This window comes from Paenibacillus sp. FSL K6-0108, from assembly GCF_045040695.1.
GTDB classification, from domain to species: domain Bacteria; phylum Bacillota; class Bacilli; order Paenibacillales; family Paenibacillaceae; genus Paenibacillus; species Paenibacillus pabuli_B.
This window is the reverse complement of the sequence record NZ_CP150288.1, coordinates 738,790-765,716: the sequence shown is the minus strand read 5'-3', so window position 1 is coordinate 765,716 and position 26,927 is coordinate 738,790. Positions and strand designations below refer to the sequence as shown.

The 26,927-nt window shown below is 43.4% G+C and carries 25 protein-coding genes and 1 pseudogene; 7 read left to right on the top strand and 19 right to left on the bottom strand.

The genetic code is table 11. The features are described from left to right. Window positions 1-481 precede the first annotated feature (481 nt). Window positions 482-1,042, top strand: coding sequence for a hypothetical protein (locus tag MHB49_RS03735; RefSeq protein ID WP_405155084.1), 561 nt, complete (start codon window positions 482-484; stop codon window positions 1,040-1,042). Window positions 1,043-1,243: 201 nt separating this feature from the next. Here the strand turns inward: MHB49_RS03735 and MHB49_RS03730 are convergent, their stop codons facing one another. Next, entirely contained in the window at window positions 1,244-1,933 is a 690-nt protein-coding gene (locus tag MHB49_RS03730) for a hypothetical protein (RefSeq protein WP_405155083.1), read from the bottom strand. Continuing rightward, entirely contained in the window at window positions 1,914-2,426 is a 513-nt protein-coding gene (locus tag MHB49_RS03725) for an RNA polymerase sigma factor (RefSeq protein ID WP_405155082.1), read from the bottom strand. Before MHB49_RS03725 ends, MHB49_RS03730 begins: the two co-directional genes overlap by 20 nt. A gap of 151 nt (window positions 2,427-2,577) precedes the next feature. Between MHB49_RS03725 and MHB49_RS03720 the strand changes: the two genes are divergently transcribed. Continuing rightward, window positions 2,578-3,159: an RNA polymerase sigma factor gene (locus MHB49_RS03720; protein ID WP_405155081.1), complete on the top strand. Its 582-nt coding sequence runs from the start codon at window positions 2,578-2,580 to the stop codon at window positions 3,157-3,159. A 966-nt stretch (window positions 3,160-4,125) separates the two neighbouring features. On the opposite strand, the pseudogene MHB49_RS03715 reads toward MHB49_RS03720, so the two are convergent. Then, window positions 4,126-4,332 (bottom strand): annotated as a pseudogene (locus tag MHB49_RS03715) (hypothetical protein); the annotation flags it as partial. Window positions 4,333-4,339: 7 nt separating this feature from the next. Next, window positions 4,340-4,738: a winged helix-turn-helix transcriptional regulator gene (locus tag MHB49_RS03710; RefSeq protein WP_405155080.1), complete on the bottom strand. Its 399-nt coding sequence runs from the start codon at window positions 4,736-4,738 to the stop codon at window positions 4,340-4,342. A gap of 136 nt (window positions 4,739-4,874) precedes the next feature. Here MHB49_RS03710 and MHB49_RS03705 point away from each other — a divergent pair, with 136 nt between their 5' ends. After that, a complete protein-coding gene (locus MHB49_RS03705) occupies window positions 4,875-5,909 on the top strand; it encodes a zinc-binding alcohol dehydrogenase family protein (RefSeq protein ID WP_405155079.1) in 1,035 nt (344 codons plus the stop codon). Between the two features lie 330 nt (window positions 5,910-6,239). On the opposite strand, the gene MHB49_RS03700 is transcribed toward MHB49_RS03705, so the two are convergent. The 6 genes from MHB49_RS03700 to MHB49_RS03675 all read right to left on the bottom strand — a co-directional run bounded on the left by MHB49_RS03700 (window position 6,240) and on the right by MHB49_RS03675 (window position 15,176). Next, window positions 6,240-7,460 (bottom strand): TraB/GumN family protein, encoded by a 1,221-nt coding sequence (locus tag MHB49_RS03700; RefSeq protein ID WP_405155078.1) that lies wholly within the window; start codon window positions 7,458-7,460, stop codon window positions 6,240-6,242. A gap of 888 nt (window positions 7,461-8,348) precedes the next feature. Next, entirely contained in the window at window positions 8,349-9,068 is a 720-nt protein-coding gene (locus tag MHB49_RS03695) for a glutamine amidotransferase-related protein (protein ID WP_405155077.1), read from the bottom strand. A 372-nt stretch (window positions 9,069-9,440) separates the two neighbouring features. After that, entirely contained in the window at window positions 9,441-11,453 is a 2,013-nt protein-coding gene (gene tkt, locus MHB49_RS03690; RefSeq protein ID WP_405157033.1) for a transketolase, read from the bottom strand. Between the two features lie 102 nt (window positions 11,454-11,555). Next, window positions 11,556-12,815, bottom strand: coding sequence for a PTS ascorbate transporter subunit IIC (locus MHB49_RS03685; RefSeq protein WP_405155076.1), 1,260 nt, complete (start codon window positions 12,813-12,815; stop codon window positions 11,556-11,558). Window positions 12,816-12,843: 28 nt separating this feature from the next. Beyond that, a complete protein-coding gene (locus MHB49_RS03680; protein WP_405155075.1) occupies window positions 12,844-13,113 on the bottom strand; it encodes a PTS sugar transporter subunit IIB in 270 nt (89 codons plus the stop codon). Then, entirely contained in the window at window positions 13,110-15,176 is a 2,067-nt protein-coding gene (locus MHB49_RS03675; RefSeq protein WP_405155074.1) for a BglG family transcription antiterminator, read from the bottom strand. The genes MHB49_RS03680 and MHB49_RS03675 overlap by 4 nt, the downstream gene beginning before the upstream one ends. Before the next feature lie 729 nt (window positions 15,177-15,905). On the opposite strand from MHB49_RS03675, the gene cynS (MHB49_RS03670) reads away from it, so the two are divergent. Together cynS (MHB49_RS03670) and MHB49_RS03665 are read left to right on the top strand one after the other, a co-directional pair. Continuing rightward, window positions 15,906-16,349 (top strand): cyanase, encoded by a 444-nt coding sequence (gene cynS, locus MHB49_RS03670; RefSeq protein ID WP_253497794.1) that lies wholly within the window; start codon window positions 15,906-15,908, stop codon window positions 16,347-16,349. A gap of 52 nt (window positions 16,350-16,401) precedes the next feature. After that, complete coding sequence (locus tag MHB49_RS03665; protein ID WP_405155073.1) at window positions 16,402-17,241, top strand: formate/nitrite transporter family protein; 840 nt, start codon at window positions 16,402-16,404, stop codon at window positions 17,239-17,241. A gap of 286 nt (window positions 17,242-17,527) precedes the next feature. Here the strand turns inward: MHB49_RS03665 and cynS (MHB49_RS03660) are convergent, their stop codons facing one another. Together cynS (MHB49_RS03660) and MHB49_RS03655 are read right to left on the bottom strand one after the other, a co-directional pair. Further along, a complete protein-coding gene (gene cynS, locus MHB49_RS03660) occupies window positions 17,528-17,971 on the bottom strand; it encodes a cyanase (protein WP_405155072.1) in 444 nt (147 codons plus the stop codon). Window positions 17,972-18,005: 34 nt separating this feature from the next. Continuing rightward, window positions 18,006-18,590: a beta-class carbonic anhydrase gene (locus MHB49_RS03655; RefSeq protein ID WP_405155071.1), complete on the bottom strand. Its 585-nt coding sequence runs from the start codon at window positions 18,588-18,590 to the stop codon at window positions 18,006-18,008. Between the two features lie 159 nt (window positions 18,591-18,749). Between MHB49_RS03655 and MHB49_RS03650 the strand changes: the two genes are divergently transcribed. Further along, window positions 18,750-19,166: an Lrp/AsnC family transcriptional regulator gene (locus tag MHB49_RS03650; RefSeq protein ID WP_405155070.1), complete on the top strand. Its 417-nt coding sequence runs from the start codon at window positions 18,750-18,752 to the stop codon at window positions 19,164-19,166. A gap of 684 nt (window positions 19,167-19,850) precedes the next feature. Here the strand turns inward: MHB49_RS03650 and MHB49_RS03645 are convergent. Next, window positions 19,851-20,945, bottom strand: coding sequence for an alpha/beta hydrolase (locus MHB49_RS03645; RefSeq protein WP_405155069.1), 1,095 nt, complete (start codon window positions 20,943-20,945; stop codon window positions 19,851-19,853). 33 nt (window positions 20,946-20,978) lie between these two features. Then, window positions 20,979-21,500: a thiol peroxidase gene (tpx, locus tag MHB49_RS03640; protein WP_405157032.1), complete on the bottom strand. Its 522-nt coding sequence runs from the start codon at window positions 21,498-21,500 to the stop codon at window positions 20,979-20,981. 762 nt (window positions 21,501-22,262) lie between these two features. Here tpx and MHB49_RS03635 point away from each other — a divergent pair. Next, window positions 22,263-22,700: a MarR family winged helix-turn-helix transcriptional regulator gene (locus MHB49_RS03635; protein ID WP_405155068.1), complete on the top strand. Its 438-nt coding sequence runs from the start codon at window positions 22,263-22,265 to the stop codon at window positions 22,698-22,700. Window positions 22,701-22,981: 281 nt separating this feature from the next. Here the strand turns inward: MHB49_RS03635 and MHB49_RS03630 are convergent, their stop codons facing one another. The 5 genes from MHB49_RS03630 to MHB49_RS03610 form a co-directional block, all read right to left on the bottom strand. Further along, the gene (locus MHB49_RS03630; RefSeq protein WP_405155067.1) at window positions 22,982-23,731 is read right to left on the bottom strand and encodes an amino acid ABC transporter ATP-binding protein; all 750 of its coding nucleotides are present in this window, start codon (window positions 23,729-23,731) and stop codon (window positions 22,982-22,984) included. Window positions 23,732-23,766: 35 nt separating this feature from the next. Next, window positions 23,767-24,438 (bottom strand): amino acid ABC transporter permease, encoded by a 672-nt coding sequence (locus tag MHB49_RS03625; protein ID WP_405155066.1) that lies wholly within the window; start codon window positions 24,436-24,438, stop codon window positions 23,767-23,769. A gap of 14 nt (window positions 24,439-24,452) precedes the next feature. Beyond that, window positions 24,453-25,292 (bottom strand): amino acid ABC transporter substrate-binding protein, encoded by an 840-nt coding sequence (locus MHB49_RS03620; protein ID WP_405155065.1) that lies wholly within the window; start codon window positions 25,290-25,292, stop codon window positions 24,453-24,455. A gap of 679 nt (window positions 25,293-25,971) precedes the next feature. Beyond that, window positions 25,972-26,385, bottom strand: a complete 414-nt coding sequence (locus tag MHB49_RS03615; RefSeq protein WP_253497856.1) for a nuclear transport factor 2 family protein — start codon at window positions 26,383-26,385, stop codon at window positions 25,972-25,974. A 37-nt stretch (window positions 26,386-26,422) separates the two neighbouring features. Beyond that, a complete protein-coding gene (locus MHB49_RS03610) occupies window positions 26,423-26,839 on the bottom strand; it encodes a nuclear transport factor 2 family protein (protein WP_405155064.1) in 417 nt (138 codons plus the stop codon). Window positions 26,840-26,927: the final 88 nt, after the last annotated feature.

Genomic DNA, 26,927 nt, shown 5'->3' with positions numbered 1-26,927 from the left:
GAAAAACCATGATCCATTATTGGCCTTACGAGACACAAATCACCTCCACCTAAAAGTTAAAGCGATTTAACTTTTATAGCGCTTACATTTATTCTATCTGTTCTACTAATATTTGTAAATATGTATTTCTGAGATTGAATCTAAAGTCCTGAATCGACATTTTACAGTAAAAAACGAGAACGGATGTCCTTGGGGTTACTTGCCCTAGAAAGGCAATCGGAATTCAGCCGTAATAAAACAAACATATGTCTAATGGTATATAACACACGGGTGACTAATTTTTGTATACTCCGCAGATTATGAGAGAATAAAAGTAATAATTATTTCTTTTTTATAACAAAAATAAAATAAAACGTTAGATTTTTCAATTTATTGAAGTCTATATTTATAGATAGTCTACTACAAGAAACTTCAGAGGGATTGCTCTCCTTTGAAACCAACATCTGAAAGAGCAAAAATATACCATGGAGGTTGATTAGCTTTGAAGAAGAAATTGTTAAGTGTAGGTCTAGCCACTGTAATGGGACTTTCTTTACCTGCTGTAATTTCAGCTAGTCCAGCTACAACTACAACTGCCGTTGAAAGTTCCGTAGTAGCCAATGATTCTATTGTACTCAATGGAGAAATAGGGACAGTTATTGAGCATGGTGGACTAACCTTTGTTCGAGTTGAAAGCACTCCTGAACCTACAGAGCCTATCATTACACCTTTTGCCAGCAAAACGGATTTCTCCATATCTCTATCCGGTACGGAGAAATCGCAAGCATTCACACTTGATAAAGATTATCCATATGTTAAGGTATACATTAACAATACATCCTCAAGTGGTCACATCATATTTACTATAACGAAAAATTCAAGCACTGGCTCGGTTGTAAGTGGAAGCAGTGTAACTATTCCAGCCAACGCAGCTTGGAATGTCTACAGCACAAATGCTTGGACTGCAGGAACCTATTATGCTAACTTTACATCAGGCAAGACAGGTTTGAGTGGTTCATCCTATGCAAGACTAGCCTCAACCTACGCTGAATTGGATATTTAAAAGAGACGGGACTTCCCCAAAAATCTAAAAATCATTTCAGTGTAGAGAAGTACTCGAAATGTACAAAAGAAGCCCTCCCCCAAATGGTTGCTCGACACTTCCATTTTTCAAAGGGAAGGCTTCTTTTTGTTTTACATCTTTTGAGGAAAAGGCATTCTGTAATTCTTCCACTTATGAGAAAGCCCTCATTCCCTTTAAAATTTATTTTTCATATTCACTCCAGTATTTCAGTAAATATTTTTGTAACATCTCATCAAGATCACCATCTCCATTAGATACGTCAGTTTCAGCAGACATAATTGCAGTTGCCAGTGCCCCGCTGATCCCTCTGCTACCACCACTCAGTCCATGTTCAGGCAACCATTCAAATTGAGAATACCAACGTTCTGAATAATCCTTAAAGCCCCCTGCATTCTTGACTACGTAAACCCTGTGTAAAATGTCGGAATTATTATAATAATCGTAGTAGAAGTAACCTTTGTCTAAAAGAGAATTCGAGATATTGATTTTTTCACCGTTTATCTCTAGAATTAACTCCTCTCCAACTTCTTCAACCACCCACGCACCTTCTTTTCCGCTAACCCCTACAAAAACTTCACCTTCGTCATTAGAATGGATTTTAATCGTATCTCCATTAGCAAACAGGATTTGATTCACTTGATTTTTAATCAGGGTTATTATTTTCCCATCTGTAGCTGCATATGTTGTCGCGGATACAAGAAGGAAGAACACTGCTACCAAGGAAGCTACTATCCTACTTCTCCCCCACGAACTCACACTTGTTTTTTTACGTGAGGCTCGAAATTGCACGTTAATTTCGCTCCGCATTTTCTCCTTTTGTCTCTCGCTTGGTCCAACTGCTTCAAAAGCATCATGGATAGGATTTTTCATAAAAGCCTCCTAAAGTAAATTTTAACCGTTTTCTTCCTGTAGATAATCTCGTTTGAATCGTGCTTTCCTTATCACCTAATAACGAGGAAATTTCCTTAACAGAATATCCTTCAAAATAGTAAAGAAAAAGAACTATTTTGTATTTAGCAGGCAATTCAAGAAGCTTTTCCAGAACGTTTCCTGATAACTCATATCCAACTTTAGAGGGCATATCCGGCAAAGACTCCACATCCACTTTACGAACTTTCCACCAGCTTTTTAGAATATCCTTGCAATGATTTTTTGTCGTCAGAATAAACCATGCTTTCTCATGATTACGATTAGAAAAAGAGATATCCGAATCGAGTAACTTTAAAAATATGGACTGAACAGCATCCTCTGCATCAGCGATATTTTTTAAATATACGTAGCAGAGCCGGTAAACTGTATCAACGTTGCGTTTGTAAATATCATCAAAAAAAACCTCCTTATTCTCCGGTGCAACTCCTCCCATGTCTTCACCTCCACTTATAAAACGATTGAGAACATTAAAATATCCTATAATCATAAAATTATTTTTCTTGATTTTTTTAAAAATATTGGAATTAAAAACCTTTTGTTATATAATAAATACATAATTTACCTTTATTTCTTTGGAGGTACCTGTGAACAGTTGCTCTTACTTATTTCAAACGTCCTTTGATAAGCTTTCTCCACAGCAGCAGGAAATGGCCTACCGATCTTTTTATAACCTTGTCTATAAAGATATTCTGTATTACCTGCATGATCATTCACTTACAGAAGATGTTATTCAAGAAGCTTTTTTGAAGATTACCCGAATCATACATAAATACAAAATTGAAAGCTACCCTGCTTGGATGAAACAGGTTACTCGTCACATTGCTATTGATTACTTCAATAAGACAAATAAAAGTCGTCAGACAATTAGTTTGGATTCCGTTATCAGAGGAGTGGAAGATGAATTACAATCATGTTTAGAGCAAGTCAGTGTTGCTACAACCGTAGAGAATAATATAAGGAATCAATTGCTCCATCAGAGCATTACTGAATTGCGCCCCTCTCAGCAAATTATAATTAGAATGTTTTATATTGAAGATCTATCCTATAAGGAAATATCTTCCACACTTGACCTGTCTGAACAAGCCGTAAGCCAAAAATTAGCCAGAGCACGAAAAAAATTACTTCAGAATTTTCAAAGAAAATGGGATGACTTCTATGAACCGTGAAAAATAAAGAGAAGACCCTACTATCACAGTAACATTGAAGTAACAAGCTAGGGAAACTACCGCTTGCTTAGGCTTCAGTTGTTTAATGAATAACCTCTTTAATCGTTAAACGATCCTGCTATTAGCTTAATTCGGAATAATGAATCTTTGGTGTCGCAGAGACAATTAAAATGAGTAAACTGAGAATAACTTCATTCGTTTTTCAAAAAAATTGTTGTATTATACCAATCAGTTAACTATGCATTCTTGAAAAGTGTTTCTTTGATCTTCTTTTCTCCCACTTATCCCCTAGTTTCGACTTATTCATCATTGAGGCATACAAAAAATCCCATGAGTCGGGATTTTGTGTTGTTGTCCTTTCGGAAACCAGTTGTACTGCAAAGCCAAATAGGCCCTTACCATTTTAGTGAATATAATGTTTTAAAGTAGGAAATAATTGTTAGTATAGAAAGGGCGTAGGACGATACTGATCCTCGTCGGCTCTCCAAGAGCTTAGTATACTTTTATGACATCGCGCATCTCCGATTTGCTTTCCATGTACTGTCTCCTCGTTTCCTATCTATATTTTCTTATTTCTAAAAATATAAAAATATAGTATGGTATTTTTTCTTATTTGTAACTCCCCAACATAAAAAAATTTTTAAGCGTGATGGATTTAGCTATGGTGAGCAAACGTTTTTCTCCGAATTGCTTTCTTATTCTCAAGAATGCGGTATTCTCGAGAAAACAATGGCCATGACTGATTGGAACAGTTATCATGGTGAAGAAATTTTTGGAGGCGGAGAAAGCGCAAAGCAACCTCTCCTGAGACCACCTGCTCTAAAAAGTGGTTACTTAGGGAAGATCTAGCTCCCACATCCTTCATTCAACCTATCCATGAGGTGGAGGGCAGATATGCTGCCCGCCAGGATCTACGTCCGTATAATAGTTAGTCCGACTCATCCGTGGTTCTGTTGTTATGCTCCGTTAATACCTCGTTCGTGGATTAAGCGGCAACCGATTCGTTTGCAAATCGAGGGATATCAGCCAGATCTTATCCTCGCAGAATGCATGGCCTTTCTTCAGAATTCCAAACAGTGTCCGAATGAGCTTGTTGCATAGCGCAATGAGTGACTTCATTTTCTTGAGTGGATTATCCGGTCTTCTTGTGTAATATTCATGCAAGGCCTTAAAAGGAAAGTCACATCGAATCCACCATGGAATCTGCCACGTTTTCTGTCTGTCTAGAAGCAGCAATTAATAAATTTTTGTGTTTTTCTCCCCAGATTTTCATTTCCATAATAATTGGCACTAATGTGCGTCCGAATTCCGATAGCGAGTATTCCACTTTGGGAGGAACTTGCGGGTACACCTCACGGTGCACGATCCCGTCTTCTTCAAGCTCTCGAAGCTGTAGCGTCAGCATTCTCTGGGTAATGTTCGGACATATTCTACGAAACTCATTAAATCGTATGGGACCTTCGATCATATGATACAGAAGTACACCCTTCCACTTGCCGCCAATGACATCCAACGTATACTCGACGGGACAACCTTCTTCATTCGGGCATTGGCCATATCCCGATTTGCGGTCACGCATGTATTTATCCTCCCCTTCTAACAGTATACAAATTGATACTACATCACACTATTGTGCGTACTATTCATGATAGTTAATATACGTTATATTACCACCAGAAAGCAATAAGTGATGTACATTCAAGGAGGAAACGACAATGTCAAACCGACAAATGAAAGCCATCGGCTTGCTGAAGTATTTACCCATTAATCAACCTGAGAGCTTGCTGGACGTTATGATGGATGTACCTGAACCTACAGGGAGAGACTTGCTGATCCGAGTCAAAGCCATTTCTGTTAATCCCGTCGACGTTAAAGTGCGCGCTCCCAAAAATAGGACCGAAAACACCCCAAAGGTTCTCGGTTGGGATGTTGCAGGTATCGTCGAACAAGCCGGACCGGAATCTTCACTGTTCAAACCCGGCGATGAAGTGTATTATGCCGGCAGCATTGCCCGTCCAGGTGGGAATAGCGAGTTTCACCTCGTTGATGAGAGAATCGTCGGTTTTAAACCAGCAACACTGAAATTTGCGCATGCAGCCGCTCTGCCGTTAACCGCTATCACCGCTTGGGAAGGATTATTTGATCGTTTGGGCGTGTCTGCTGCCACCGAGCGCAACGAAGGTAAAACCATTTTGATCATCGGGGCAGCGGGTGGTGTTGGTTCTATTGCGACACAACTGGCCAAACACGCTGGTTTGACTGTCATCGGCACAGCTTCACGCCCGGAATCTGCTGAGTGGGCTAAAAACATGGGAGCTGACCACATCATCAATCATTACGAAGCATTTCTCCCTCAGCTCAAAGCGCTAGGTTTAGAATATGTTGACTATATTTTCTGCTTGAACAGTACGGAGAAGCATTGGGTCAATATGGCTGAAGCCATTGCTCCCCAAGGGAAAATCTGCTCCATTGTGGAGACGGATGAGCTCCTCGATCTGACCTTACTGAAAAACAAAAGCGTCACTTTTGCCTGGGAGCTGATGTTCACCAGACCATTATTCCAGACTTCGGATATGATTAAACAGCACAACCTGTTAAACGAAGTTTCCCGTATGATCGATGAAGGACGCTTACGAACTACGGTTGCCCAGATCCTCTCTCCCATCAATGCAGCCAATTTGCGTAAAGCCCATGCAATAATGGAAGAAGGACGTATGACAGGTAAAATCGTGATTGAGAACTTCGAGTAACTAATCGATTGCTAAACGCAAGGGCAGGAACGTTTGTACTCGAAACGAATGTACTGCTTAAGACATCGCCGCAAACGAATCATAGGAAAAGCCCAGTTTATGTATATATTATTGCGATATTATGCTATTCTGTCCGTTGGTTAAACAAAAGCAGCCGATCACTATGGTCGGCTGCTTCTCGGATTTATTTAACTAACGTTTCCCGTTAGCTTACAAGAAAATTAGAGAAAATTGATAAAAGAAAAGAAACGAAATACAACCGTAGATCTTCCATTACATTAACTATTCTCCGATATATTGGTACTCAAGCCAAACTTATGGCTGAATAGCTTATTTCCGCTCTACCGTGTACCCTTTATCCTCCAGCAACTTCACAATCCCTTTATCACCAAGGTAGTGCGCTGCACCAACCACGATGAAATATTCCTCACCTTTGCCGTTTTTCAGATAACCATCGATCTTGTTGGCCATCCCCACATTACGATCAGTGAGCATTGCTTTGTTGTACTCTTCATCATCAGAGAAGCTGTTCGTCAGCTTCAGCAGTTGCTCGTCATTCCCTGTCTTCCACATTTCGGCCATTTGGTTCACGCTGTCATCCAACACATCAAAATTGTCCAAAGTCGCTTTCAACGTTTTCTCTTGCAGCTCCTTAGAGAAGTCATTGAACATTCCCAATTGAGATTCATAGGATTCCAGCTCGATCACCGGAAGTTTGCGCTCGATTGCTTTCTGGATAAAATACAGGTCAACCCCCGCAGATGCTTCATACCCTGCTTTCATGGATTTCAGACTAGCTAACGTGCTCTCCACTACCCAAGGCTTAAAGGTATCCAGGGCGTTCGCTTCCAATCCATTCTTCTTCAAAATATCGCCCAGTTGAGTATACGTCTCGTTGGAGATGTGATCTTTCAGCGTAGTACCATCCTGGTATGTGCCCAGATCCGTAACAATCTTCTGCTGCGCTTCGTCAGCTGCTTTGCTGAGATCGATCTCTACACCTAGGTAATCCGCCTCAACAAAAGCTTCTTCAAACTCCTTACGCAATGGATAAAAGCTTTCATCCGCAATATGCATAGAACCAACCAGGTACACGGTATTGCCGTTACTTTCGACTTCCCACATGAAGCCGCGTCCACCGGTTTGAACAGTTTCTGTTTCGCCACCTTTGGAAACCAGCAGCACTGTGCGCGTAGCAGCATCCCAGCGCACTTCATAACCAGCAGCATCCCCGACGATGCGAATCGGTGCATAGGTTATGCCATTAATTCGAGTAAGCTTGCTTTTCAGCGTAATTGTCTTGCCGTTAACGACGGCTGTAATCGTATCATCTGTCGCTGTCGTCAGCTTAACATCCATCGCGTCCAGCGTGGAGCGCAGCGGCACAAGTGTTGTTCCTTTATTGTTAATCGGTGTACCAACCGTGTATTCGACCGTTTCGTCATTTACCTTTACCGATGTCTGTTGCGGAGCGGCCATCGCAGGTACTGCGGATGCGAGCAAACCGGCTGAAATGGTTAGGGATAAGAGCATACGTTTCCAGTTTTTCATATTATGTATTCTCCTTTAGTAAAATAGTAGTTTTAATACAACCTTATTTAAAATAGAAGATTACTTGCGTAATACGACTTAAGGTCGAGAAGGTGCTACTCACTATTAAAGCGTGCAGCACCTTCTCCCCTCAGATTATTACTTTCAGATCATTCACAGAACAGACCACAGCTTTACTGATTCGATCGATCGGTTGTGCGTTGTCATAATTAGTGAGAAAGATTCATCAAAAAAGCTTATGTATCAATACAAATTTTCATAATTATTGAGAGGAATTTATTTTTACAATTTAAATTGCTCAATGATTTTCATAATGAGCGAGAAAAAGCGCAAACCTCACTTTGCATCTTTATGCATGATAATGAATGCGGGTTTTGCGATATCTTAATCTCAATTATACAGCAAAAAAAACCACTATCTAGTATTAGATAACGGTCTCAATTTAACATACTCTATTCACTTAAATTAAAATCAATTTGCCTTCAACTCTTCTACAGAAACATAAGTACTTAATCCAGATTATGTAGTATTAAATATACTAGCATACGGTATACCACTAAATATCTCTTTGTCTACATTTGATATCTTCACATAGTATCTGATAATATCCTTAGCAAGTTTTGAAGTAACCTTTGAATAAGAAGTACCAAAAATCATTTTGAAATCGCAAGTTTTGCCTGATATAGCCTCATGTTGGAGTACTTCGAGATATTATTATTATAATTGAGCAAAAAAATTTAGTTTCCTCTTTTACTCCGTACCCCTCTAAAGCTCAAATAAAAGAGCGATCATATCGATCGCTGTATGGATTAGCTTTTTTTTGACAATCGTGACATTGTACAAATGGCTAGCCTTGCAAAATAATTAATATTTCGAATTAATAGATAATCATCTGGAGTTATATTCTCTAACTAATTTGGTCAAAAAGACATTTAATTGCTCTTCCATTTTTTTATAATTATTTTCACGCAAACTTTCAGGCTGTTGAACAAAACGTTTATTTAATCCCCGAGACAGTTCTTCTTTTGAATTTTCGATCAATAACTCAATCAACTCAGGATTAAATTCCAGATGGCATTGAAATCCGTACACAAACTCCTGATACCTTACAATTTGTCTAGGGCACCCCTCGCTATATGCAATTATCTGACTATTAGATGTTAATCCTGGCATATCATTATGCCAATGTCCAACAACGCTTGTTTCACCAAAGTGTGAAAATAGATCATTATTCCGACCTTCTTCAGTAAAAGTGATTGGGTAGCACCCTATCTCAGTCTCAGGACTATGCTCATATTTCGCACCGAGAGCTTCTCCAATAAGCTGGGCTCCCAGGCAAACTCCTAATACTACTTTTTTTGCATCTATACAATTTTTAATAATTTCAATTTCAGCTGCCGCATCAAAATGTGGGCATTCCTCTATAGTTGTGTCAGGGGATTGCGGTCCACCTAAAACGATAAGAAAATCAATCTTTTCTATGGCATCAGGTACCTTTTCTCCTAGATATACAGATGTGCAACTAACATTATATTCTTTTGCTTTAGCCCAAGACATAAAAGTCCCCGGCCCCTCAAAAGCTTCGTGAATAATAAAATGAATGTTCATATACAATCTCCTTTATATTTTGATTCTTTTGTAATACGAACGTTGGTTAACCCTAAATTAGTATAACAAGTTTTTAGTTATGAGAAATCATCAGAACCTCTATATCGAGAGAAATTTTTATTAGATGATAGAGGATCGAAAACTACCATTTTAAAATGGTACCCGAGTTTAGAAATTATTTTGTCCTCGCTGGTATTGTCGAATTTTTTGAGGTTACCCGGGGATACAGGGGATTGGGTAGTTCTGGCCTATAATAGCGATCGGGGAAACCACTCCAAGCCGCGCTGGATTCACAAACAATTAAAAACAAGGAGCATCTGCCATAGGCAAACTACTCCTTGCATAGATCAGCATCATTTAATGAGCAATCCGCTATCCTAATCTTTCCAATAACCCCTTCACTCTAGCTACTACATTATCTACGGTAAACCCGTATTCCCGCAGAACTCTGGATTCCGCCCCGGAAGCACCGAAGCTATTGATAGTCAACACTTCACCTTCAAAGCCTACATACCGGTCCCATCCCAGCGAAGATCCCATCTCTATGGCCAACCGAGCCTTTACCGATGGTGGGAGAATCGAGTCCCGATATTCCCTTGGCTGAACCTCAAATCGATCCCATGAGGGGAAGCTTATTACCGATACAGCAATATTTTCCTTGGCAAGTTCCTGCTTGGCCTCCAGTGCCAACTGCACTTCGGAACCTGACGCCAACAAAATTGCCTGAGGAATCTCGGTTTCCGACTTGGCGACCACATATGCTCCCTTGCCAACATCGGAATAGGCCTGCTCCTTTGTCCCGGTAATCGTAGCAAGATTCTGTCGTGAAAGAACCAGAGCCGTCGGTGTGCCGCTGGACTCCATGGCGATCCGCCATGCGGCCACTGTCTCATTGCCATCCGCCGGACGAATAACGCTTATATTCGGCATTGCCCTTAACGATGCCAATTGCTCAACTGGCTGGTGAGTTGGTCCATCCTCACCGACAGCAATACTGTCGTGCGTGAACACATACGTAACAGGCAAATTCATGAGAGCTGCCAAGCGAATAGCCGGGCGGAGGTAATCAGAAAAAACAAAGAAGGTACCACCGAACACCCTCAGACCACCATGAAGCGCCATTCCATTTAGGGCTGCTCCCATCGCAAACTCTCGTACACCAAACCAAATGTTACGTCCAGCGTAATTGGAAGCGAAAAAGTCACCAGCACCTTTTAATGTTGTTTTGTTTGAGCTGGCGAGATCAGCAGAACCTCCCACGAATTGCGGAACGGCTTTGGCAATGGCGTTAAGGGCATCCATGGAAGATGCGCGTGATGCCAGGCTCGTTCCGATTTCATAGGAAGGCAAACCATCCGCCCAGTCTTCATGCAGACGGCCATGAATGGAATCGTCCAACTGCCCCGCTAGTTCAGGATACTCTTGCCTGTAGGCAGCATATAACGCATTCCACTCTATTTCCTTCTGATGCCCCGCCTCAGTTACAAGTGAACGGAAGTGGCTATATACCTCTTCTGGAACATGGAAAGCATCTTCAAACATCCATTGATAGGTCTCTTTGGTTAATTTCGTTTCTTCTTTCCCGAGGGGTGATCCATGTACATTTGATGTCCCCGCAAAGTTCGGTGATCCATATCCGATAACAGTTTTAACCTCAATTAATGTGGGGCGACTCAAGTCTCCCTTTGCCAGCTCAATCGCTTTACCAATTTCCTTCAAATCATTCCCGTCGTCTACACGGATGACTTGCCAGCCGTACGCCTCAAAACGTTGTTCCACACTTTCAGAAAAGGTATGCTTCAATTCCCCGTCGAGACAAATATCGTTGGAATCATACAACACTACAAGGCGCCCAAGCTTTAAGTGAGCCGCGAGAGATGCCGCTTCACCGGATACGCCTTCCATTAGATCACCATCACCGCACAGAGTATAGGTAAAGTGGTTAATCACATCGTAACCCACTTTGTTATAAGTTGCTGCCAAATGACGTTCAGCCATAGCCATCCCCACGGCCATTGCAATCCCTTGTCCCAAAGGTCCAGTTGTAGCTTCAACACCCGGAGTGTGTCCGTATTCGGGATGACCCGGTGTCGTACTGCCCCATTGGCGGAAGTTCTTGAGTTCTTCCATGGGTACACCATATCCAGATAAATGTAGCAAGCTGTAGAGTAACATCGACCCGTGACCGGCAGACAGTACGAACCTGTCCCTGTTGAACCACTTAGGGTTGCTGGGATTATGATTCATATGCTTCACCCATAACTCATAGGCCATGGGAGCGGCCCCCATGGGCAGGCCTGGATGACCGGAGTTAGCCTTCTCTATGGCATCTATGGACAGTGTTCTAATCGTTTTAATGGATAACTCATCTTGTATATTCACTATTTAGTTCTCCCTTTTGTCCATCAGAAAGAATTGCACAGCCCGTGAGTTCTGTGCAATTTTTCCTGGTGGTCTATTCTTTTTGCACTCATGAAACTGGGCTGCTCAAAATACCTTCGCAAGTCCAAGAATGATGATGCCGACGATACCAAAGTCCGAGTCACCAAATGTTGTTCCGCTAAATCCAGCATCCCCTAGGAATACCAGTAGAAGGGCTGGAAGGAAACTGATAATGAGTCCATTGGCAAAAGATCCGAGTACCGCTCCGCGTCTGCCACCTGTTGAGTTTCCGAACACCCCTGCAGCGGCACCTGTGAAGAAATGAGGCACCAGACCTGGAATAATCACACTTAATCCAACTGCAGGAAGAATGAACATCGACAGCAGTCCCGCCACAAAGCTGGACAGAAATCCTATAATTACCGCATTAGGAGCAAAAGGAAATACAGTTGGGCAATCAAGCGCAGGTTTTGTATTCGGCGCGATTTTTTCAGCAATCCCCTTAAATGCTGGAACAATCTCAGCAATCAGCATACGCACACCGGCGAGGATAACATATACCCCGGCAGCAAATGTGATCGCTTGCATAAGGGAGAAGACAATGAAATTAGAACCGCCCGAGAGCTCGGACTCGATGTAGCCCGGGCCTGCAAATAAAGCCACGACTACAAAGAAGATTGCCATAGTCAACGAGACGGCTACTGAGGTATCGCGCAGGAATCCTAGGGACTGCGGAACTTTGATTTGTTCTGTCGTCTTTTCCTTATTTCCGAACCATTTTCCGATCTTTGCCGAGATAAAGTAACCAATGGTGCCAAAGTGGCCAATGGCGAAGTCATCACTCCCGGTTATTTGCCGTACAAACGGTTGAAGCATAGCGGGGAAGATAACCATACACAGACCCAGAAGGATAGCACCAATCAGGATCAAGGGAAACCCTTCAAGTCCTCCGACGGATAAAGCCACAGCAATTAAACAAGCCATGAACAACGTATGGTGGCCGGTTAAGAAGATATACTTGAGCGGCGTAAACCGGGCTAGCAAGATATTAACGACCATACCAAATACCATAATGAGAGCGGTGGAAGTGCCGAAACTGCTCTGTGCAGCGGCGACAATGGCTTCATTGTTCGGAATAACACCCGTTACTTTAAAGGCATGGTTGAACATCTGACTGAATTTATCAAGCGAGCCAATCAGAACCGTTGCTCCTGCTCCAATAATCACAAAGCCCATAACCGTTTTTAAAGTACCGGAAACAATATCGGCCGCAGATTTGCGTTGTAACAGCAATCCTATGAGGGCAAAAAGGCCTACTAATATGGACGGTGTACCCAGAATATCTTTCATGATGAGGTTTAACATAACAGGCCCCCCCTTTTATAGTTTTATTTTATGCCAAATGCGGTTGCAATTTGGAGGTGATCTCCGGGATACTCATCATGTTCTCAAGGGTAACGATCGTCCGGCTTCCATCATTCAGTTGCCCCATGATATCCGCTGCTCCGATGTAAATATCCGCCTGCACGGTTCTGGCGGACGCCAGATCGGTATGATCCACTTCCGCCGCCTTGCCCATCTCAGTCAAAGCCTTCTTAACATTTATTTCCATAATAAAGCTGCTCCCGAGCCCGTTTCCACATACAACCATAATCTTTTTCATATTGTTTCCTCCTTAGAATATTTACGAATGTAATCCAACAGAATTGACTTATCCTGGCTCTGCAAAATATCTTCAATATTGGATGGTTCACCAAGCATTTGTGATAGCTGCACCAATGCGCGCAAGTGGGATGATCTATCGGCGGCAGCCAATACTATGATCAGCCGTACTGGCTTATCTGGAGAGAAATCCACGGCTTCATCCAGTCTTAGCAGACTCATGGATAGAGACAGGACACCTTGATCAGGACGTGCATGTGGAATCGCTACCCCGGGAGTAATGACCACATATGGGCCATTCCCTTCTATGGAGTGGATCATGGCTTCAACATATCTTTCTTCAATGGTCCCCGCTTCAAGTAGAGGCATCGCCGCAATCCTAATTCCCTCTCTCCAGTCGGATACGCGGGACTCAAACCGGATCATTTTCTCTGTAATTAATTGTTCCAACACTGGTTTCTCCGCCCCTTCCAAGGAATGTTTATTTGTCTTTTGTGTATGCGCATAAATGTGAGATTGAAGAGCACTCTCAAGTTGGTCATGTTCATGGATAGTTGCATGCTGGGACACAACCTTCAACAGCACCTCAATATCCGGGTTCTGCATGGTATAACCATACAATTCCTGCATTACTTGCTGACGCAGCTTTTGTTTATCCTGAATCTCCAAAATAGGGGGTACTACGAACAGAGTCGCTGTTGTTCTCAGGTGTACTGTTGAAAAAACAAGATCATAGGCTAAGTCGTAATTTGCCGCTTCCCTTACAGATAGTGCATCTAGGAATAGAATATCCGGGAAAATTTCCCGTAAGGTATAGATTAATATGTTACTTATTCCAATTCCGTTAGCGCAGACTACAATCGCACGCTTCCGGTCATCCAGCGTAGTACCCTGCCTGCGGAGCCATCCCCCGAAATGAGTGGTAAAGTATGCCACTTCACCTTGCGGAACCGGATATCCTATCACCTGTTCTATCGGCTTCAAGGATTTTTTTGTAAGATGATACAGTTCGGGATACACCTTCTGAATTCGTTCTTCCAGAGTATTGATATGAGGGTTACGATATAGCATCCGATAATAAGCAGGCCGGAAATGAACGTAGAGTTGCTGATAGAACAACTCCTTGTCATGCAGATTCACGCACGCCAGCCGCTCGAACTCCTCCACGATCTCTAGGATAAGCTTCTGAACCACATGGTCCTCTTGGAGAAGAGAAGTGTCTCTCGTTCTATTCATGCTTAGTAGACGTAAGGTCGCATATAGACATTCCTTCTGACTCCACACCGATTGGAACAAGCCTTGCTGCGTCATTCGCTCGACAACCTCATATTCTTTCGTAAAAATAAGCGGCTCCCAGCTTATATCGGTGTAGAGCGTTTCTCCCTTTGCGATAAGCTGATCGGTACAGACAAATAGAAAAGTCAGCTCCTGGAGGCGTTCATCGGTAAATGCAATCCCCAGTTCCCTCTCCATCTGCTCCAACTGTCTTTGCACTAAGAGAATTTGCCCTTCGCGATCTCCCCATACGCATTGGATAATGAGATGGTTGCTGGTACTATGCAACACATCATGTATGAGTCGTTCGATGAAATATCTCTTGTTATTGCTGTCGCCCCGGATGAAATAACCCTCTTGCTTGGAATATTGAATCTGAAGATGGTGCTGCTGTATTTTGATCTTAAGCCTCTGTAAATCTTTCAGTACGGTATTGCGAGAGACTCCCGTGATGGATTGAAAGTGATAGACAGACAGCGGTTCTCGGCTGAGGAGAAGCATCAGGTAGAACACCCTCTCCCGGTCCGTCTCAGAAAACACATAGGTGCGTTTCGTGAGCTTTTCCGGCAAATCCTCATCTCCGATTTTATCAGTCAGGTAGTATCCAGCTTTTCGATCATAGCTGATGGGTAGGTATCCATGGGATTTGAGCCAGCCATTGGCTTTTCCGATGCCATACTGGATTTGTCTCCTAGTCAGGCCAGTCTGTGCCTCGAGCTCAGCCATGTTCAATACAGATGATTGTCGTAACAGCTGCAGTAAGTCGGCGCTTCGCTCATCTAATACCATTGCATTGCCCTCCCCTTGCTTTACAATACAACATGTTCCACGGAACCTGTATTGTTTTTGGGTCCGATTATTGTTGTAGCATCTGCACAATAATATGCTCTTTGAAAGTGCTTGCAAGAATCCAGTCTTCCAGCCAGCAAGGACCGTGCTTTACTCGCCATCAGGGGACAACATAACCGAAGACAATTCACATTCTTCTTAAGCCCTATCCTGTTCAGTAGATGTTCTAAAACTCAGTCCAAACCAGGGGTGACCTCCCTACCACTCCTGCTTTCTAGGTAGCAGATTGTAATGCCCTAGAAACTTTTAACAGCTTTGTGTTCAGTGCCATACATAGTGTTAAACGGTTCTTACCTGAATTGCACTGATATAATTTCTATGCGAGAAAAATAAGGTGGAAGAAACTTTTCCTGTTGGTGTAAGTCAAAACTACTCCCTCTCTTCCATCAATTGCGCACCGATGACCTTTGTAACAACTGAAATGTTCAATGCTTCACTTCATCTCGATATCAAATGTCATATTCGTGTTACATTTTAGTAATGCATGTAATAAAACCTAATTAATTTTTATTGATAAACACTTGACCACACCACTGGATTAAAGTATTATCGACAACATGAATTTATTTCACGTCACATTACATAACATCTAAGGTCCAAAGAACATGCATTGTGACGGAGCTTCAAGGATTAAAAAATATGAACTCATGACAAAGGAGAGGAAATTTCATGGAAAGAACACAAACTACACAACTGATTTTGAAAGCAAAGCGCAAGCTGGGATTAAAATGGATCGACATTGCCAACGCAATCGGACGCTCCGAATCGTGGACAGCGACGGCGCTATTAGGTCAAGCTACGCTTTCTGAAGAAGAAAGCGAAAAAGTAGGTTCTCTACTTGAATTGGATCGTGATGCAATTGAATCCTTGACGGTTGTGCCTTATCGCGGTACGACTGTATCCATGCCTCCTACAGATCCGCTGATTTACCGCTTTTATGAAATTCTATTGGTTTACGGACCTGCGATTAAAGATTTGATCCACGAAAAATTTGGCGATGGTATTATGTCTGCCATAGATTATGAAATGGACATCCAACGTGTTGAGGACCCGAAAGGTGATCGTGTACTCGTAACCTTAAACGGCAAATTCCTTCCCTATAAAAAATGGTGATTTAGCCCAGAGAAATAATTATATATTTACTATATTGGAGGAGAGCGATGTAATGTCATACATTAAACCTGAGCAGATCATCGATTCAATGATTCAAACGGGCACAATCAAATCTCAGCTGTCCATAAAGCGGCTGCTGCTGCGCGGAGTATTGGCAGGCGCATTGTTAGGCGTCGCCACTACCCTAGCCTATCAAACGGCGGTTCAGACGAAAATCAATATGGCAGGAGCACTGATTTTCCCGGTCGGATTTGTGATGATCGTGCTACTGGGCTTGGAACTGGTTACTGGGAACTTCGCTCTCCTTCCTCTTTCTGTTCTGGAACGCAAAACCAAAGTACTGCATATGTTGCGAAACTGGTCATGGGTTTTTGTCGGAAATATGGTCGGTGCCATCTTGTATGGCCTATTATATTACATAGCCATCACCAAATTTGGCCATGTGAAGGATGACCCAATCACGGCTATGATTATCAAAGCCGCAGAGACCAAGACGGTCGGGTACAAGTCGTTTGGTTTCGACGGATTCGTCACTGTGTTCGTCAAGTCCATGCTGTGTAACTGGATGGTATGTTTAGGCGCAGTCATGGCTATGACATCCCAATCTACAGGCGGCAAAATCGCAGCCATGTGGCTGCCAATCATAACGTTCTTTGGTCAAGGATTTGAACACTCTGTAGTGAACATGTTTGTCATTCCGACAGGCATGCTGATGGGTGCTAAAGTAAGCTTTGCAGATTGGTGGCTGTGGAATCAAATTCCCGTCACTCTAGGCAATCTGGTCGGCGGACTCCTCTTCACAGGTCTTGCACTATACTTTTCACACAAAAGAGCTGTGCCAACTCCACCGGTCGAGGAGCAACATGTAGCTAAGTCAACGAGCAACATGTAGCAATACTACCTGCCCATTGATATTAAATGTCGATAGCCTGACACTTTCCATTACTTTATTTTTTCTGAATACTGACAGGTTCCGCATAATGCGAAACTATATCGCTCGATGAATAAAAATAGGAAAGTGGAGGTACATAGATAACAAAATTAAACTAGCGAGTTGATGAAGAGAGCCATCAAAATGAGGGCTCTCCCACTATCACTTGCAAATCTCATATCCTCTGACAAAATAACATTATTTCAGAAAGTCAGCTTCCATGAGCGTGACTAAACCAAGTTAGAAATTACCACTTTCTATACGGCAAAAACTTTCCGTTTAGGGTAATAAATACGCGGTCGCCTCTTGGATCCTCTATTTTTTGAAGATCTAATTCGAAATCAATAGCGCTCATAATGCCTTCACCAAATTTTTCTTGAATTAATTCTTTGATGGTAGGACCGTACACCATTAGCGCTTCATAAAGGCGATACAACAGCGGATCAGTTGGTGGCATCTGAACAGCAGAACCTCTTTGAGGGATATGAGTAAGGGCCTCAATAACTTCCTTATCCAAATCCAAGAGAGCACCTACTTTCTGGGCTTGTTCTAGTGTCATGGTAGCTTGTCCAAGAAGCGCTGTTGTAACCCAAGTTTCTGCATTCTCTGTAACTGAAGCGATATCCAACCAAGTTAGATTTTTCGCAATTTTAGCATCGATAACCTTTTGAGCAGCTTGTTGTCTGTCCATATTCGTAACATCCCTTCTATATTTACATTGAAAACTAATTCTTCGTGCCAACGGGTACTTCTTTATATCCATCGACTAAGAGATCCAACTTACCAGTATCAGGAGCAATGACCAAACCATGCACAGGCACATCTTTAGGAATCAGAGGGTGATTGCGTACTAAATCAATGTTGGCTTTAATCGAATCAACGACATCAGAAAATCCGAACAACCATTTTTCCAGATCGATTCCAGTATATTCAAGGGTTTGGAGCGCTTCTGGTGTCACAACCCCACGATCAATTGCTTTTTGCAATGTTCCCTTTGGATTACTTTGGCTCATTCCACAGCCGTGATGACCAATAATATATATTTCTTCTGCACTCAGCTCGTATACTGCTGTTACGATACTGCGCATAATACTTCCAAAGGGGTGTGAAATGATACCACCTGCATTTTTAATGATCTTGGCATCGCCATTTTGCAAATTTAAGGCCTTAGGCAGCAATTCGACCAATCGAGCATCCATACACGACACAACGACCATTCGCTTTTTGGGAATCTTTGTTGCTTCGTAAGGCACATACTCTTCATTTTTCACAAAATGATCGTTGTGCTGTAGGATTTCATGTAAAATCATTTGGATTACCTCCTCTTAAATAATGTATTGCTATCCGCCTCAATTCCAAGGTAAGCTGTAAAGTGAGGATGAACTAAGTATAATAATTTGCGTAGAAAAGCAGAACAAGTTGGCGAAAACCTTTCCCTGCTTTAAATTTCATGATGAAAGGGTTTAATCATGTTAGATGAGATCGATCTGAAAATTTTGGATTTATTGAAGAGAAACTCGCGGATGCTTTGGAAAGATATTGGTCAAGAAATACATATGACCGGACAATCTGTTGGAAACCGTATTCGTAGGCTTGAGGATTTGGGAGTCATTGAACAATATACGATTACAACCAATAAAAGCAAACTCGGATTGCCTATAACCGCTTTCATTACTGTCTTTGTTGAAACTGCCAATCACAAAGAGTTCCTTAAGTTTTTTATGTCAGAAGAAGCGATCATTGAAGGGCATCGAATCAGTGGGGATGGATGTTTTCTGTTAACCGCTCATCTTACCTCCAATGATGAGCTTGACAATCTTCTGGCCAGGCTTCTAGAGCACGGGAATTATCGTGTTAACCTCTCCATTGGGAAGTTGAAATCCTAAGATCGTCTCAGGTCATGTCCCGAGGTACACGAGGACTATAAGCATCGTCCAGCACAATGGACATGATGCCGTCACACTTCTTATCATTATAAAAAAGTGAATCGGACAGAAAAAAGTAACTCCCTCTCAAACGGACCATCCGACAGCATAATGGCATTGCAACCACTCACAATGAAGTGTGCAGTTGCAATGATTGAATATCTATTCTCCAGCTTCCTTCAGATTCCACTTCACGGTGGGAACATTTGCTCTTGGCTAACGGTAGGTGTTCGCCAGCCCCGTTTTGGATTTCCACCTTAGAGATGACGCCCATTCTGGACGTACATAAAAGGCGATCATCAAGTATTCTCGATGATCGCCTTTTCATTACATGCGCGACGCAAGGCCGCGAATGGTATCATTTTTTCCGGCGGTGTAAGCTCAGATCGAACCCGGTGACTATCAAGTTGAGCACAAAGTTGAAACCACCGTAAGCACACCTGATCCCAAGCCGAGACAGTATATAAGCAATCCTCTGATTCAACTCGCAAGAATCGGAACATCAATGCAGTTTTTTTTCTATGTTCCACTGACGATCCGTATAACACTTACTCAATTCGTTAGCGCCACTCCCCGATGAAAAAAGCCAATGCCTTTACGGAATAAAAAAGAGGAGGGAGCATTCACAGCCCCTCCTCTTTCCATTTACTGAGCCAGCCAAGAATTGGCCAAAAGCAACGCCCCTCGTGCGGCATTCGTATCCTTTAATGCGTTCAGCATTACGAAATCGTGAATGATACCTTGGAAGCGCACGGCGGTTACGGGTACACCTGCTTCTCTGAGTTTGTTGGCATAAGCCTCGCCTTCGTCACGCAGGACATCAGCTTCCGCAGTGATGATTAGTGTTTCCGGCAATCCCTTCAACTCCTCAGTCGTTGCACGAAGTGGTGAAGCGTAGATTTCGCTTCTTTTCTTCGAGTCTGTCGTGTATTGATCCCAGAACCACTGCATACCATCACGGCGCAAGAAGTAGCCTGTAGCGAATTGTTTGTATGAGGCTGTGTCGAAATTCGCATCGGTCACGGGATAGAACAACAATTGTTTGCTAATTTTCGGACCTTGACGGTCCTTGGCCATCAACGTGATTGCTGCAGACATATTGCCCCCAACACTGTCTCCAGCTACCGCGATTTTATTCGAGTCCAGTCCGTAGCTGCTTCCTTCTTTCGCCACCCACTGCAGTGCGGCATATACCTCTTCGATGGCTACCGGATATCGCGCTTCCGGTGAAAGGCTGTAGTTTGTGAAAACGACAGCCGAGCCCGAGCCCACAGCCAATTCCCGAATGAGTCGGTCATGCGTCAGCTCGTCCCCAAAAACCCAGCCCGCGCCGTGCGTATACAAAATAACTGGCAACTCTTTTGAAGTATCTTTAGGGCGAACAATTGTGATTGAAACACTCCCTTTTGGCCCACCTTGAATGGTTAATTTCCGAATGTCTGCGTCTGGCTTCTGTACATCGCCCGATTGCACCTGATCAACAGTTTCGCGCCCCTTTTCCGGACCAAGATCAAACAAGTAAGGCGGGTTTGCCGTAGCCTCAACGAATTCCTGAGCCGCAGGCTCTAGGACTACTTTGTTTACATCGGCAGGAGCCGACGCGCTCACGCTCGCCGCAGGTGCTGAAGAAGGTTCGTTCGCCGTATTTGATTTCACACTATTGACCGTTCCGCACCCCGACAGCAGCATAATCGAAGCAACACTTGCAATAAAAATAGACTTCGCTTTTATTTTATTCATTGTAGTAATCCTCCCGTGTAATAGATTTAAGATTTAACCGACCAATTCTCTCAACGCATTCAATGCAGATTCATAATTAGGATGTTCCGACATCTCCCTCAGATACTCCACGTATTGGATGGTGTCGTCAGCGTCAATGATAAAGACAGCGCGATGGTCAAGCTGCAGTTCTTTAATCAGTACGCCATACGCTTGACCAAAAGATCCGTGTTTGTAATCCGACAAAGCAACGACCTTATCAATGCCCGCAATCGAACAAAATCGGCTCTGAGCAAAGGGCAAGTCGGCAGAGATCGTCAAGATGACAACATTTTCGCCTAGGTTCGCCGCCTCTTGGTTAAAACGACGCGTCTGAGCGTCGCAAACCCCTGTGTCGAGGGATGGAACGACAGAGATTAATTTGACTTTGCCCTTATAATCAGAAAGGCCTGCTTCCGTCATCAAATCTTTATTTATTTTAAAATCGGGCGCTTGGTCCCCTACCTTTAATTCAGGACCTAACAATGTAATCGGCTGCCCAACAAGCGTTGCTGCTCCTGTACGTTCTTGTACCATAATAATGACCTCCATATAAAATAATCTAAGTACTAAAAATGATTCCTTTTCCCGTTTCTTCTTTACTGCCGAAAGTCCGATAAAGACGCCCGCAACCTCTGCCTGACGGTAGGTACGATCCTGGAGGCGCCGGAGCAACCTCAATGTTACCCAGCTCGTCGTTTTCTAGCCGATCTTCCAGAAATCTAGTGGTCGGCTGATGGCCAGAAAGATATAATGCGCTCCCAAGAATTCTTCTTGGTCGTTCGCGTTATCGCCAACTTTCAGGACAGTGTAGAAACGACTCCTGTAGGCGTGTAACCGAGACTCCATTGAATTTCGTATTGCCCCTTCAGCTTCGCCTTCTATAGACAGGCGATCAGACCGTTCGACGTGTCCACGCGAGTTGCATATCCAGATTAAAACCCAGATGTCAAATTTTCTGCCTATTTCCGCATACTGTCCATAAGTTCAGCGCCTGTTATTCTTTCCGGAAATCCTAGGAGATTCTCGACTTCCGTTGTTTTCGTTATTTTCCTACCTGTAACGTAACAATCAATTAATAGCGCATAACGACCCCTCCATTAATATCTTGCACAATATATTTGTGCAAAATTCTTTTGTGCAAAATCAATATACCCGAATCATACACCCTCTTTTTTATTTCGTCAACAATTTAATTTTGCACAAAATAAATTTTGGTTGACAACTTCTCATAATAAGAGTATTTATTGAGATAAGTTCGCGCAAAATTTAATGATCGGAATAAGGAGATGTTAATATATGGACCCTAAAAACCTCTTAAAACTGGATGATCATATTTGCTTTTCCTTATATGCTTGTTCGAGGGCGATATTTCGCATGTATCGGCCACTGCTCGACGATTTGGAGCTAACGTACCCGCAATATCTCGTACTGCTGGTTTTATGGGATCATCAGGAATGTTCGATTAAGGAGATTAGCGAAATCCTCACCCTAGATTCGGGGACGCTTACTCCCATGCTCAAACGGATGGAGTCTGCAAAACTCATCGTCCGTAAACGCTCCGAAACCGACGAGAGAATTGTAATTATTCAAATAACCGATTCGGGGATGGCTCTTCAGGAGAGAGCTGCCTGTATTCCAGAAGCCATGTTGGCATCAAGCGGTATGGATAAAGAGGAATTCAACGCATTGAATCAGGCGATTAAAAAGTTAATGTCTCACGTTGAAAACGCTTGAACGGAACCCATGACTTCGACCTTTTAAGTACTCCTGATGATGCTTGAGTGAGGAGCATTATTGCACCAAAAACACGACTCTCGGTAAGAAGAGTCGTGTTTTTTTAGTGCTAATTAGACCACTTCTACCTTCACTACAGGGAGGCTTTAAGAAAAACATCGCTTCATTCGGGAGAACTGGATGATTATTATATCCCCTAACCAAATATTCCAGCTTGGCGCTATTGCCCGAGCTTAATGAGATGATCGTTCGTCATATTGAACGATGTACGGTATACATAGTTATTTCTGTTCCATCAACAGCGAGAGAAATTGCCGGGTACGCGCTTCGCGGGGCTGACTGAAAAACTGCTCCGGCGGCCCTTCCTCCACAATGACACCTTTATCGAGTAGAACAATACGGTCTGCCACCTCGCGGGCAAACTTCATCTCATGAGTAACAATTATCATCGTTCGCCCCTCTTCGGCCAATTCCCGGATAACTTTCAACACCTCACGCACGAGTTCTGGATCGAGCGCGGACGTCGGCTCGTCGAAAAGCAGAATCTCCGGGTCAATTGATATCGCCCGAGCAATGCCTACCCGCTGTTGCTGCCCACCCGAGAGTTGATGCGGGTACGCATCGATCTTATCGGCTAACCCAACCTTGGCAAGCAATTGTAACGCCTTTGTTCGTGCTTCGTCCTTTGGCCTGCGCCGTACCGCAATTTGCCCCTCCATCACGTTCTGAAGCGCTGTCAAATGAGGAAATAAATGATAAGATTGAAACACCATGCCTGACTGACGCCGTAATGCGAGAACCTCTGCCTTCCGTGGCTTTAAGTCCGGACGGAACTCCAGCCGAAGCTTCCCGATTGTGACCGAGCCCGATGTGGGAAATTCCAACACATTTAAACATCGCAACAATGTCGACTTGCCAGATCCTGAAGGTCCGATCAAAACAAGCACTTGCCCCTGTTCCAGAGTCAAATTGATACCACGAAGCACAGAGTTATCGCCGAACGATTTGGTTAATTCGCGGACTTCGATCATTTGGGGGAAACCTCCTAAACATGAACTCTACCCATTTAAGCCATAAAATAACGATTAAAAAATATCTCAAGTCGCCGCTGTAATACTGACAGCGCCGTGCAAAAAATCAAATATATCAAAGCAACTTCGCAGTAGATCAACAACGGCTCATAGACAGCCGCCGTGATTTGCTGCCCTTTTTGAAATAACTCAGTAACCGTCACCGTTGCTGCAAGCGACGTGTCCTTCACCAACGATATGAACGAATTAGACAATGGCGGCACCGAGACACGCGCCGCCTGGGGTAAGATTATACGGCGTAGCGCCTGCATTCTTGTTTCTCCAAGGGAGAACGCTGCTTCCCACTGCCCCTTTGGAATTGACACGATTGCACCTCGAACGATCTCTGACCCGTAGGCGCCGACACTAAGCGAAAAGCCAATGATCGCTGCCGGGAAGGCGTCAATCAGAATACCAAGGCTAGGGAGCCCATAGAATATAATGAACAATTGGACCAGGAGCGGGGTTCCGCGTATGATCCAGACGTAGAACCTCGCTACTAATACCAGAGGATAAAAATCCGACAGCCTTGCGATTGCCGTTAATAGCGCAAGTACAAGTCCCAGCACGAATGAAATCAAAGTGAGAGGAACAGTAAACGTGATTCCTGCTTGCAGCAGGGGGAGGAATGAATCAATGAAAATATCCAGGCTTGTTCGGTCATTCATGATGGCCCCCCCTTTTATTTCGAAACGTCCTCGCCGAAATAGGTTTTGGAAATTTCTAAGTACTTGCCGTCCGCTTTCATATCTTTAATTGCATTATTTACGGCGTCTATGAGCTCTTTGTCTCCTTTGCGGAAGAGCATGCCACTTTGCGAAACTTGATCCGTCTCCGCAACCACCTTGATTGGCACATCAGGACGCGCTTTTTTCAAGTCTAGAAATGACAATTTGTCGTTGATCGTTGCATCTATTCGTCCAGAAGTGAGCAAATCGACAGCCTGATTGAATCCATCAACTGAGATGAGCTGCGCGCCATTCGCTTTGGCGATGTCTCCAAGGTTACTGGTAAGTGACTGTCCGGACTTCTTTCCTTTGAGATCTGCCAAACTCTTAATGCTGGTATTGTTCTGATTCACAATCAGAACCGCTTTCGAAAGGATATACGGTTTGGAGAAATCATACTTTTCCTTCCGGTCATCTCGAATGGTTACTTCGTTTGCCACCATATCGAAACGCTTGGCGTCCAATCCGGCGAGCATACCATCCCATTTGGTTTCAACAAACTTCGCTTTAACCCCGATCCGCTTGGCGATCTCCTCAGCGATTTCAACATCGAAGCCCGTCAATTCGCCGTTTTGGTCATGGAACGTGAACGGTGCATACGTTCCCTCCGTGCCGATTGTGATTTCTCCATTTGATTTAATCATTTTCAGTGAATTGTCGGACGTCTGGTTGCTTTCATTATTGGTGCTGGTATTCTCCCCACTTTCGTTGCTTTTATTGCTACATGCCGATCCACCAAATAGAATTAACGCGGACAACACCATTAAACAGACGCCTTGTTGCCAAGTCTTCATATACAGTCCTCCTTTTGATGATAGTATTTCAGACATTCCCATTGTTTATCCCGGGCACATCCTTCTCCCAAGCAAACAAAAAGCTTTCGACGACTTCGAAACCTGTAGCTGTTATTCGAAATCTCGTTTTTATTCATTATCAGCCTTTCTTCTAAATGCTCCTCTAAGTCAATTGCCCAGCATGCATTTCGCAACATCTTCATACACAACATTCATTTCATGAAATCGGCTGAACAAGTGACAGGCTATATCTGCGTCTGAATACGCCATGATCCTCTCCTGCATCTGCACGGACAAGGCTTCCGTTGTTACATGTAGATGAACCGGATCCGAAATGTTCCCTCTGCAAGCGGCCACTAATGATTAACTTCCACTGGGGTCATTCTGATGTGTCGTCTCTTGTTAGCATGATTCAATTCCACATTACAATTTCGGATATTTTCACAACTTCCGGTGTTCCCATCAATTCCACTCTCGATGCCGTGTGGAGATGCCTCAATTTCATTATTGACTTAAATTGCAATGCGGGACTCTGCGTTACAATAAAATACATCCATCAATATAATGGATGTATTTTACCAAGGGGGAGGGGCTCCTTTTTATTGTATGACCTTGGAGAACGGGGCTGCCCTGAGTCTTCTTATGACTCGTGTGGGAGGACCCTTCTTTGTCACAACTGTTATTTATAACGGCGGTCGATTTCCTGGATTGGGTAATCGTTCGCGCTCATGTCCCGGCGCTTCATAAGGCCATCCTCGGCATACTCCCACAGCTCATTACCATGCGTCCGCACCCATTGGCCCGTATCGGCATCCCGATACTCGTATTCAAAACGCACGGCGATACGGTTGGCTGTATAGCACCATAGCTCTTTCTTTAGCTTATAGTCCAGTTCTTTCTCCCATTTGCGGGTAAGGAATGCCTTAATAGCTTCGCGTCCTGTGAAAAACTCCGTACGGTTGCGCCAGTTGGAGTCCTCAGAGTAGCCCATGGCTACCCGCTCCGGGTCTCTCGAATTCCAAGCATCCTCAGCGAATTGAACTTTTGCCAAAGCAGTTTCCAATGTGAACGGTGGCCGAATATCTTTACTCATGTTAAATCATCCTCTCCGTTATTTTTGTTTATGAATGTCACTTCTTATACTTACGTTCGCTTTCTTCAATCGGGAAATCATTGCCTGTCATTTCTCTTCTTCTCATTAATCCATCGTCAGCGAATTCCCAATATTCATTTCCGTGGCATCTCATCCACTGACCCGTCTGCGCATCCTGGTATTCATACTCGAAGCGTACGCCGATTCGGTTATCCGTATAGCACCACAATTCCTTCATTAACTTGTAATTCAGTTCTCTCTCCCACTTGCGGGTCAAGAAAACTTTAATGGCTTCACGCCCAGTGAAGAATTCCGTACGGTTACGCCAGTTGGAATCGATGGAATAGCCTAAAGCTACCCGTTCGGGATCGCAGGAGTTCCATGCATCCTCTGCAAACTTTACTTTCGCTAGCGCGGTCTCGTGGGTAAATGGAGGTCGAATATCTTTGCTCATCTTGTCATTCCCCTTTCACTTATTCATATTTTAATAGGTGTTTATATGTATATAATACTAGTTATTTAAAATATGTCAACACTAAAAG

Coding starts and splice junctions, on each gene's coding strand:
- MHB49_RS03730 (WP_405155083.1), bottom strand. CDS start 1,933: ATGAAAAATCCTATCCATGATGCTTTTGAAGCAGTTGGACCAAGCGAG.
- MHB49_RS03725 (WP_405155082.1), bottom strand. CDS start 2,426: ATGGGAGGAGTTGCACCGGAGAATAAGGAGGTTTTTTTTGATGATATT.
- MHB49_RS03710 (WP_405155080.1), bottom strand. CDS start 4,738: ATGCGTGACCGCAAATCGGGATATGGCCAATGCCCGAATGAAGAAGGT.
- MHB49_RS03705 (WP_405155079.1), top strand. CDS start 4,875: ATGTCAAACCGACAAATGAAAGCCATCGGCTTGCTGAAGTATTTACCC.
- MHB49_RS03700 (WP_405155078.1), bottom strand. CDS start 7,460: ATGAAAAACTGGAAACGTATGCTCTTATCCCTAACCATTTCAGCCGGT.
- MHB49_RS03695 (WP_405155077.1), bottom strand. CDS start 9,068: ATGAACATTCATTTTATTATTCACGAAGCTTTTGAGGGGCCGGGGACT.
- MHB49_RS03685 (WP_405155076.1), bottom strand. CDS start 12,815: ATGTTAAACCTCATCATGAAAGATATTCTGGGTACACCGTCCATATTA.
- MHB49_RS03680 (WP_405155075.1), bottom strand. CDS start 13,113: ATGAAAAAGATTATGGTTGTATGTGGAAACGGGCTCGGGAGCAGCTTT.
- MHB49_RS03675 (WP_405155074.1), bottom strand. CDS start 15,176: ATGGTATTAGATGAGCGAAGCGCCGACTTACTGCAGCTGTTACGACAA.
- cynS (WP_253497794.1), top strand. CDS start 15,906: ATGGAAAGAACACAAACTACACAACTGATTTTGAAAGCAAAGCGCAAG.
- MHB49_RS03665 (WP_405155073.1), top strand. CDS start 16,402: ATGTCATACATTAAACCTGAGCAGATCATCGATTCAATGATTCAAACG.
- cynS (WP_405155072.1), bottom strand. CDS start 17,971: ATGGACAGACAACAAGCTGCTCAAAAGGTTATCGATGCTAAAATTGCG.
- MHB49_RS03655 (WP_405155071.1), bottom strand. CDS start 18,590: ATGATTTTACATGAAATCCTACAGCACAACGATCATTTTGTGAAAAAT.
- MHB49_RS03650 (WP_405155070.1), top strand. CDS start 18,750: ATGTTAGATGAGATCGATCTGAAAATTTTGGATTTATTGAAGAGAAAC.
- MHB49_RS03645 (WP_405155069.1), bottom strand. CDS start 20,945: ATGAATAAAATAAAAGCGAAGTCTATTTTTATTGCAAGTGTTGCTTCG.
- tpx (WP_405157032.1), bottom strand. CDS start 21,500: ATGGTACAAGAACGTACAGGAGCAGCAACGCTTGTTGGGCAGCCGATT.
- MHB49_RS03635 (WP_405155068.1), top strand. CDS start 22,263: ATGGACCCTAAAAACCTCTTAAAACTGGATGATCATATTTGCTTTTCC.
- MHB49_RS03630 (WP_405155067.1), bottom strand. CDS start 23,731: ATGATCGAAGTCCGCGAATTAACCAAATCGTTCGGCGATAACTCTGTG.
- MHB49_RS03625 (WP_405155066.1), bottom strand. CDS start 24,438: ATGAATGACCGAACAAGCCTGGATATTTTCATTGATTCATTCCTCCCC.
- MHB49_RS03620 (WP_405155065.1), bottom strand. CDS start 25,292: ATGAAGACTTGGCAACAAGGCGTCTGTTTAATGGTGTTGTCCGCGTTA.
- MHB49_RS03615 (WP_253497856.1), bottom strand. CDS start 26,385: ATGAGTAAAGATATTCGGCCACCGTTCACATTGGAAACTGCTTTGGCA.
- MHB49_RS03610 (WP_405155064.1), bottom strand. CDS start 26,839: ATGAGCAAAGATATTCGACCTCCATTTACCCACGAGACCGCGCTAGCG.